The following is a 7,228-nucleotide window of genomic DNA, read 5'->3' as shown; positions in this document are numbered from 1 at the left end:
GGTTTATAAATGTTAAATAGAGGGAGTTCGTGTACCTTTCCGTGTACCGCTCTTCTTAATATCCTGATAATCAATTGAAATCGTGGAGCGTATCGGACTCGAACCGATCACCTTAACACTGCCAGTGTTACGCTCTAGCCAGATGAGCTAACGCCCCTTTTCTTTTTTGATGGCGCAAATATAATGCTATATTCTGAAATATTTGCTATGTTTGCGAAAATAAAATTTCAAAAAAGTAGAAATGTTGATTTATAATACGACTTTTCAGGTGGAAGATGATGCGCACGATAATTTCCTGATTTGGATAAAAGAGAGTTATATACCTGAAATAGAGGCTTACGGAGCGTTGAAGAGCCCCCGCCTTTGCCGGATATTGAGCCATCGTGACGAAGGAAGCAGTTATTCTCTTCAATGGGAAGTGGAAAACAGCGGATTGCTGCATCGCTGGCATTTGGAGCAGGGAGCGCGTTTGAACGGCGAACTGACGAAGATTTTTAAAGATAAGGTGATAGGGTTTCCTACATTAATGGAGGTGGTAGAGTGATTCAGCCGGTAAAAGAAAAGATAATCTTGGGGATTGACCCGGGCACCACAATCATGGGTTACGGAGTGCTGAGAGTGACAGGGACAAAACCCGAAATGATTGCAATGGGAGTCATCGACTTGCGTAAGTTTGCCAATCATTATCTCAAGTTACGGCATATCCACGAGCGCGTGTTGAGCATTATCGAAAGTTATCTGCCCGACGAGCTGGCTATCGAAGCTCCTTTCTTCGGAAAGAATGTGCAGTCGATGTTGAAGCTGGGACGGGCGCAAGGCGTAGCGATGGCGGTGGCTTTGAGCCGCGACATCCCCATAGCCGAATACGCGCCGCTGAAGATTAAGATGGCGATTACCGGAAACGGACAGGCATCGAAAGAGCAAGTGGCGGATATGTTGCAACGGATGTTGCATTTGCCGAAGGCGGATATGCCCGCTTTTACGGATGCCACCGATGCGTTGGCGGCTGCTTATTGTCACTTCCTGCAAATGGGGCGGCCGGTTGTGGAAAAAGGTTACCATGGATGGAAGGACTTTATTGCGAAGAATCCCGACCGGGTGAAGTGAACCTGCCGATGGAGCGGGCGGACAAGGTGGTTTGGGGCATGAACGGTTGGGGCGAGGCCGATAGACGGGATAGGCAATAGACAAAGACTCATCAGAAACAGAAAGAGAGTGTGGAAATGAAGAAAGGAACAAATTATTTAGCGATATTGGGAGTGACTATGGCGACGACGATAATGAGTTGTTCTCCTGCGAAAAAGGAGTATGCTTCTTACGAACTTTACCCGGTTCGTGCGGGAAGCCTCATCGAGATGGAGTATACGCCGGCACAAACCGATTTCACGCTTTGGGCGCCTACGGCGGACGAAGTACGGGTGATGCTGTACGAGGCGGGCGAAGGCGGACATGCTTTTCAGACGGTGAAGATGCAACCGCAAGCGGATGGCACTTGGCAGGCAAGGGTGAACAGCGACTTGATGGGGAAATTCTATACGTTTAACGTGAAGGTAAAGGATAAGTGGCAGGGCGATACTCCGGGCATCAATGCGAGGGCTGTGGGAGTAAACGGCAAACGCGCGGCTATTATCGACCTCCGGACTACCAATCCCGAAGGATGGGAAGCCGACCGCCGTCCTTTGCTGAAGTCTCCTGCGGATATGATTATCTATGAGATGCACCATCGCGACTTTTCCATCGATTCCACTTCGGGAATTAAGCATCGGGGAAAATATTTGGCTCTGACCGAGCGCGGAACAACCAATCCCGACGGCCTGTCTACCGGTATCGACCATCTGAAGGAGCTGGGAGTCACGCACGTTCATCTGCTCCCTTCGTTCGATTATGCGTCTATCGATGAAAGCAAGACGGAGGACAACCGGTATAACTGGGGGTATGACCCGCAAAACTACAATGTGCCCGAAGGTTCTTATTCGACCGATCCGTACCGTCCCGAAGTTCGCATTAAAGAGTTCAAGCAAATGGTACAGTCGTTGCACAAGGCCGGTATCGGAGTGATTATGGATGTGGTATATAACCATACGTTCAATACGGCCGAAAGCAACTTTGAGCGTACGGTGCCCGGCTATTTCTACCGGCATAAAAAGGACGGAAAGCCGGCAAACGGTTCGGGCTGCGGCAACGAGACTGCCAGCGAGCGGCCTATGATGCGCAAGTTCATGATAGAATCCGTGCTTTATTGGATAAACGAATATCACATTGACGGCTTCCGGTTCGACTTGATGGGGATTCACGACATCGAGACGATGAACGAAATACGCAAGGCGGTCGATGCCGTCGACCCTGCGATTTGTATCTACGGCGAAGGATGGGCGGCGGAAGCTCCGGAGTATCCCGCAGACTCTTTGGCTATGAAGAGTAATGTCTCCCGCATGCCGCGTATCGCGGTCTTTTCCGATGAATTGCGCGACGGCTTGTGCGGGCCCATCGGCGACAAGCATAAAGGAGCATTCCTTGCCGGACTTCCGGGAGGGGAGATGAGCGTCAAGTTCGGTATTGCAGGCGCCGTTCGGCATCCGCAGGTAGACTGCGACGCGGTGAACTACAGCCGCGAAGCATGGGCGGCGCAGCCTGTACAGATGATCGGTTATGTTTCGTGTCACGACGGACTGTGCCTGACCGATCGGCTGAAGGCGACGATACCCGATATCAGCCCCGAACAGTTGGCCCGTTTGGATAAACTGGCCCAGACAGTCGTATTTATGTCGCAAGGCATTCCTTTTATTTATGCCGGAGAAGAGGTGATGCGCGACAAACAGGGGGTGGAAAACAGTTATAAAAGCCCCGATGCGGTAAACGCCATCGACTGGAGGCGCAAGACTGTCCATGAAGATGTATATACTTATTATAAACGGCTGATCGAGCTGCGAAAGTCTCACCCGGCTTTCCGTATGGGTGATGCCGAGAAGGTGCGAAAACATCTGGAGTTCCTTCCGGTCGAGGGAAGCAACCTGATCGCTTTCCGCCTCAAAGAACACGCGAACGGCGATTCGTGGGAAGAAATTGTGGTGGCCTTCAATGCGCGCAATTCTTTCGCGGAGGTGGCGGTTCCCGCAGGAAAGTATACGGTTGTTTGCAGGGATGGCACGATCGATCTTCGCGGATTGGGCGTTTTCAACGGGGAGAAGATAAGCATTCCGCCGCGATCGGCTTGGATTATGTACAGATGACTTTATTTCAAAAACAGTTAACCATATAAATTTAGTGAAGTTATGAAGTTTTTTATCGACACAGCCAACTTGGAGCAAATCAGAGAGGCATACGACCTCGGAGTATTGGACGGAGTGACCACCAACCCTTCGTTGATGGCCAAAGAAGGAATCAAGGGCGTTCAGAATCAACGCGATCATTATGTGAAGATCTGCGAGATTGTGAAAGGCGACGTCAGCGCGGAAGTCATTGCCACCGATTATGAAGGCATGATTCGCGAGGGAGAGGAACTTGCCGCCCTCAATCCGCATATCGTAGTCAAGGTTCCCTGTATTGCCGATGGTATTAAAGCTATCAAGCACTTTACGGCGAAAGGTATTCGGACCAACTGCACGTTGGTATTCTCCAAAGGTCAGGCTTTGCTTGCCGCAAAAGCCGGAGCCACTTATGTTTCGCCTTTCGTCGGCCGGTTGGACGACATCTCTGAGGATGGCATCGCATTGGTTGCGGATATCGTAGAGATGTACCGTTATTATGGATACGAGACGCAGGTGCTGGCAGCTTCCATTCGTCACACGAAGCATATCGTGGAGTGTGTGGAGGTGGGGGCGGATGTGGCTACTTGTCCGCTAAGTGCAATCAAGGGTCTGCTGAATCATCCGTTGACGGATTCCGGACTGAAGAAGTTTTTGGAAGACTATAAGAAGGTGAACGGATAAGACGGTTGCTTTTTTACAGTGTCTTTATTCAAAACATCGGCATCGAAGAGCCGGCAGATTGGGAAAAGAGATTCGAAATGTCGAATGCGGATTCCCGGCGCGTTGATTCTTCGATGCCGATATTTCTTTTTGGGGGTGCCGTAGAAAAGGTTTTTTTCTTACATCTTCGGCAAAGTTACGTGGAAGTGCGGATTAGGCGTGTGTTGTTCGAAAACAATCTTTATCATTTTCTTTACGATTTTCGGATACCGCGCGGCCACATCGGAATCTTCGTGGATGTCTGTAGCCAAGTTGTAAAGCGAAGGCTTGCCTTTCTTTACCAATAATTTCCAATCACCCATCCTGACGGCTATCTGATCTGTTTCGTTGAATTCCCAATACAGAAAGTCGTGTTTCTTCTGTCTTTTCTTTCCTTGCAAGGTCGGTGCGAAAGAGATGCCGTCGAAGTATGTCTTTCCGCCTTTTTTGTTTGCGTACTTCTTTTGATAATCTTTCACTCCCGCCAATTCGCAGAATGTGGGCATCAGGTCGTAGAAAGCGCAGATGTGGTCGTTTACCGTGCCTTCGGGCACACGTCCCGGCCAGCGGGCTATGAAAGGAACGCGGATGCCTCCTTCGTAGCATTGGCGTTTAAGCCCCCTCAGCTTGCCGTCTCTGCCGAAGAACTTCGGATCGGCTCCTCCTTCTTCATGAGGTCCGTTATCGCTCGAAAAGATAACCAATGTGTTTTTATCCAATCCTTTTTCTTTCAGCTTTTTCAACACTTCGCCTACGTAATAATCGAGGCGGGTAATCATTCCGGCGAATTGCGCATGCGTATGCGTTACGGCGTGGTATCTCGAGGCTTCGGCTCCTTTGAAGTCCTTGTCCGGATGGAACTTCGCTTTATATTCGTTCAGAATGGAGTCTTCCGGTTGCACCAGCTCCGCATGGGGTAAGGTGTAAGTAAATATGCCGAAAAACGGTTGTTCGCCGTTTTGGCTGTCCAACCACTCCAAGGCTTTTTGGTGGATCAGGTCCGCCGAATATTGCGTACGTTTGAAATAATCGGGACCTGTCATCGGATAACGGATGTTTTCATCCATTACAACGCGAACCACACCCGTATCGCCCAGAGCTTTGCTGTATCTGTTCAGGAAATTCGGATAATAGGAGTGAGCCTGAAACTGGCAGATGTATCCGTAATACTCGTCGATTCCCCGTTTGTCGGGAGTGGAGACAGAACCTTCGTAGCCTCCTGCCCATTTGCCGAACATCCCGGTGGTATATCCGTTGTCTTTCATGATTTCGGGCAACACGATGTGATCGGGGTCGTAGGGATGTTGCCCCACTACGGCGTATTCTTTGTTTTCACCATACATTACGGTAGGTGAGTTCGTCCAATACTCCTTGTTGCCTCTCACTTCGCAATGACCGATGTGTTGCCCTGTCATGAAAGCTGCCCGTGATGGCGCGCTGACCGGGCTTCCGGCATAAGCCTGGGTGAATAGCATCCCTTCTTTTGCCATGTTGTCCAAATGCGGTGTCCGGATGAACGGTTGTCCGTAACACCCCAAGTCTCCGTAACCCATGTCGTCGCAAAGAATAAAAATGATGTTGGGTTTCTCTTTGGTTTGTCCGTAGGCGGAGAGCGATGAGAGAAGCAGCGTGCTTCCCGTAAGACAGATTGATTGGTAATTCATGTTATTTGTGTTTTTAAAGTGTGATTCCTTTTCAGGTTGTCTGCGACAAAAATACGATTCTCCGTTGAATTATTCACAATCTTGGCGGGTTATTTACTTTTTCTTTGCTCGAAAGGGTATGAATTTTAAATATAAATGGTTTTCTTTGTAAGAAATATGGTGAAATCGTAAAAAAGACAAAAGAATGATTACCGAAGATTTGCAAAAGTTATATCAAACATACACGGGCGCGTCTGCCGAAACCATCACCGAGTTGCCATCGTCCGGCTCCAACCGTCGCTACTTCCGCCTGAAAGGCGACCGTACGCTGATCGGGGTTTATGGAACCTCTATCGAAGAGAACGACTCTTTTCTGTATATGGCAGACCATTTTCGTAAAGCGGGCATCCCTGTTCCTGAGGTCTACTGCATGTCGGACGACAAGTTCTGCTATCTGCAAGAAGACTTGGGCGATGTGTTGCTTTTCAACGCTATCGAAAAAGGGCGTCTGACCAGTGTTTTCTCCGAAGAAGAGAAAGACATGTTGCGTAAAACCGTTCGCCTCCTTCCTGTCATCCAGTTTGCCGGGGCCGATGGTTTCGACTTTTCCCGTTGCTATCCTCAGCCGGAATTCAACCAACGTTCCATTCTGTGGGATTTGAATTATTTCAAATACTGTTTCCTCAAGGCTACCGGCATGGAGTTTCAGGAAGACAGGCTCGAAGACGACTTTCAGAAGATGAGCGATGTGCTGTTGCGCAGTTCTTCCGCCACATTCATGTATCGCGACTTTCAAAGCCGAAATGTGATGTTGAGGGAAGGAGAGCCTTGGCTCATCGACTTTCAGGGAGGGCGAAAAGGGCCGTTCTATTATGATGTAGCCTCTTTTTTGTGGCAAGCCAAGGCACGTTATCCCGAAAGTCTCCGTCGTGAATTGTTGGAAGAATATCTGGAAGCGCTGCGTAAATATAAACCGATCGATGAAGGCTATTTTTACAGTCAGCTCCGTCATTTTGTCCTTTTCCGTACATTGCAGGTGTTGGGGGCTTACGGCTTTAGAGGGTATTTCGAGAAGAAGCCCCACTTTATTCAGAGTGTGCCCTACGCTATCGAGAATTTGCGGGAGCTGTTGAAAGAGGAGTATACCGAATATCCTTACCTTTGCCGAGTGCTTAGGGAACTGACCCGGCTGAAACAGTTTACCGATGATTTAAAGAAACGCCAGCTTACGGTAAGAGTGATGAGCTTTGCTTACAAAAAGGGGATTCCGAACGATCCCACAGGCAACGGCGGAGGCTTTGTGTTCGATTGTCGCGCGGTGAACAATCCCGGCAAGTATGAACGCTACAAACCGTTTACCGGTTTGGACGAGCCTGTTATCCGTTTTCTCGAAGAAGACGGAGAGATTGTCGGCTTCCTCGAACACGCTTGTGCGCTGGTCGACGCTTCGGTGAAACGCTATATGGAGCGCGGATTTACACATCTTTCCGTTTGCTTCGGTTGCACGGGTGGACAGCACCGTTCTGTATATTCCGCTCAACATTTGGCGGAACATCTGAACCGTAAATTCGGGGTGAAGGTGGAACTGATGCATCGTGAGCAGAATATAGAACAAACCTTTGAAGCCGCCGTCTGATT

7 protein-coding genes and 1 tRNA gene are annotated in these 7,228 nt (G+C 49.3%); 6 read left to right on the top strand and 2 right to left on the bottom strand.

The window, feature by feature from the left end:
* Positions 1 to 83: 83 nt before the first annotated feature.
* A tRNA-Ala gene (locus C234_RS0109110) sits at positions 84 to 157 on the bottom strand.
* 84 nt (positions 158 to 241) lie between these two features.
* Between C234_RS0109110 and C234_RS0109105 the strand changes: the two genes are divergently transcribed.
* From C234_RS0109105 to fsa, 5 genes are read left to right on the top strand one after another with little or no spacing between them, the layout of a single operon-like run.
* Positions 242 to 544, top strand: a complete 303-nt coding sequence (locus tag C234_RS0109105; protein WP_027325507.1) for a DUF4286 family protein — start codon at positions 242 to 244, stop codon at positions 542 to 544.
* On the top strand, positions 541 to 1,107 hold the full coding sequence (gene ruvC / locus C234_RS0109100; protein ID WP_021644366.1) for a crossover junction endodeoxyribonuclease RuvC: 567 nt from the start codon (positions 541 to 543) through the stop codon (positions 1,105 to 1,107). Before C234_RS0109105 ends, ruvC begins: the two co-directional genes overlap by 4 nt.
* Positions 1,065 to 1,187, top strand: a complete 123-nt coding sequence (locus tag C234_RS18165; RefSeq protein WP_278961341.1) for a hypothetical protein — start codon at positions 1,065 to 1,067, stop codon at positions 1,185 to 1,187. Before ruvC ends, C234_RS18165 begins: the two co-directional genes overlap by 43 nt.
* A gap of 36 nt (positions 1,188 to 1,223) precedes the next feature.
* Positions 1,224 to 3,230, top strand: a complete 2,007-nt coding sequence (pulA, locus tag C234_RS0109095; protein ID WP_027325506.1) for a type I pullulanase — start codon at positions 1,224 to 1,226, stop codon at positions 3,228 to 3,230.
* A gap of 42 nt (positions 3,231 to 3,272) precedes the next feature.
* Positions 3,273 to 3,929, top strand: a complete 657-nt coding sequence (gene fsa / locus C234_RS0109090; RefSeq protein ID WP_021644368.1) for a fructose-6-phosphate aldolase — start codon at positions 3,273 to 3,275, stop codon at positions 3,927 to 3,929.
* A gap of 158 nt (positions 3,930 to 4,087) precedes the next feature.
* Here fsa and C234_RS0109085 read toward each other — a convergent pair whose 3' ends face one another.
* The gene (locus tag C234_RS0109085; RefSeq protein ID WP_027325505.1) at positions 4,088 to 5,611 is read right to left on the bottom strand and encodes an arylsulfatase; all 1,524 of its coding nucleotides are present in this window, start codon (positions 5,609 to 5,611) and stop codon (positions 4,088 to 4,090) included.
* Between the two features lie 184 nt (positions 5,612 to 5,795).
* Between C234_RS0109085 and C234_RS0109080 the strand changes: the two genes are divergently transcribed.
* Entirely contained in the window at positions 5,796 to 7,226 is a 1,431-nt protein-coding gene (locus C234_RS0109080; protein WP_027325504.1) for a RapZ C-terminal domain-containing protein, read from the top strand.
* Positions 7,227 to 7,228: the final 2 nt, after the last annotated feature.

The organism is Bacteroides pyogenes DSM 20611 = JCM 6294 (assembly GCF_000428105.1).
Taxonomy (GTDB): Bacteria; Bacteroidota; Bacteroidia; order Bacteroidales; family Bacteroidaceae; genus Bacteroides; species Bacteroides pyogenes.
This window is presented reverse-complemented; position numbering and strand designations above follow the sequence as displayed.

Coding starts and splice junctions, on each gene's coding strand:
- C234_RS0109105 (WP_027325507.1), top strand. CDS start 242: ATGTTGATTTATAATACGACTTTTCAGGTGGAAGATGATGCGCACGAT.
- C234_RS18165 (WP_278961341.1), top strand. CDS start 1,065: ATGGAAGGACTTTATTGCGAAGAATCCCGACCGGGTGAAGTGAACCTG.
- pulA (WP_027325506.1), top strand. CDS start 1,224: ATGAAGAAAGGAACAAATTATTTAGCGATATTGGGAGTGACTATGGCG.
- fsa (WP_021644368.1), top strand. CDS start 3,273: ATGAAGTTTTTTATCGACACAGCCAACTTGGAGCAAATCAGAGAGGCA.
- C234_RS0109085 (WP_027325505.1), bottom strand. CDS start 5,611: ATGAATTACCAATCAATCTGTCTTACGGGAAGCACGCTGCTTCTCTCA.
- C234_RS0109080 (WP_027325504.1), top strand. CDS start 5,796: ATGATTACCGAAGATTTGCAAAAGTTATATCAAACATACACGGGCGCG.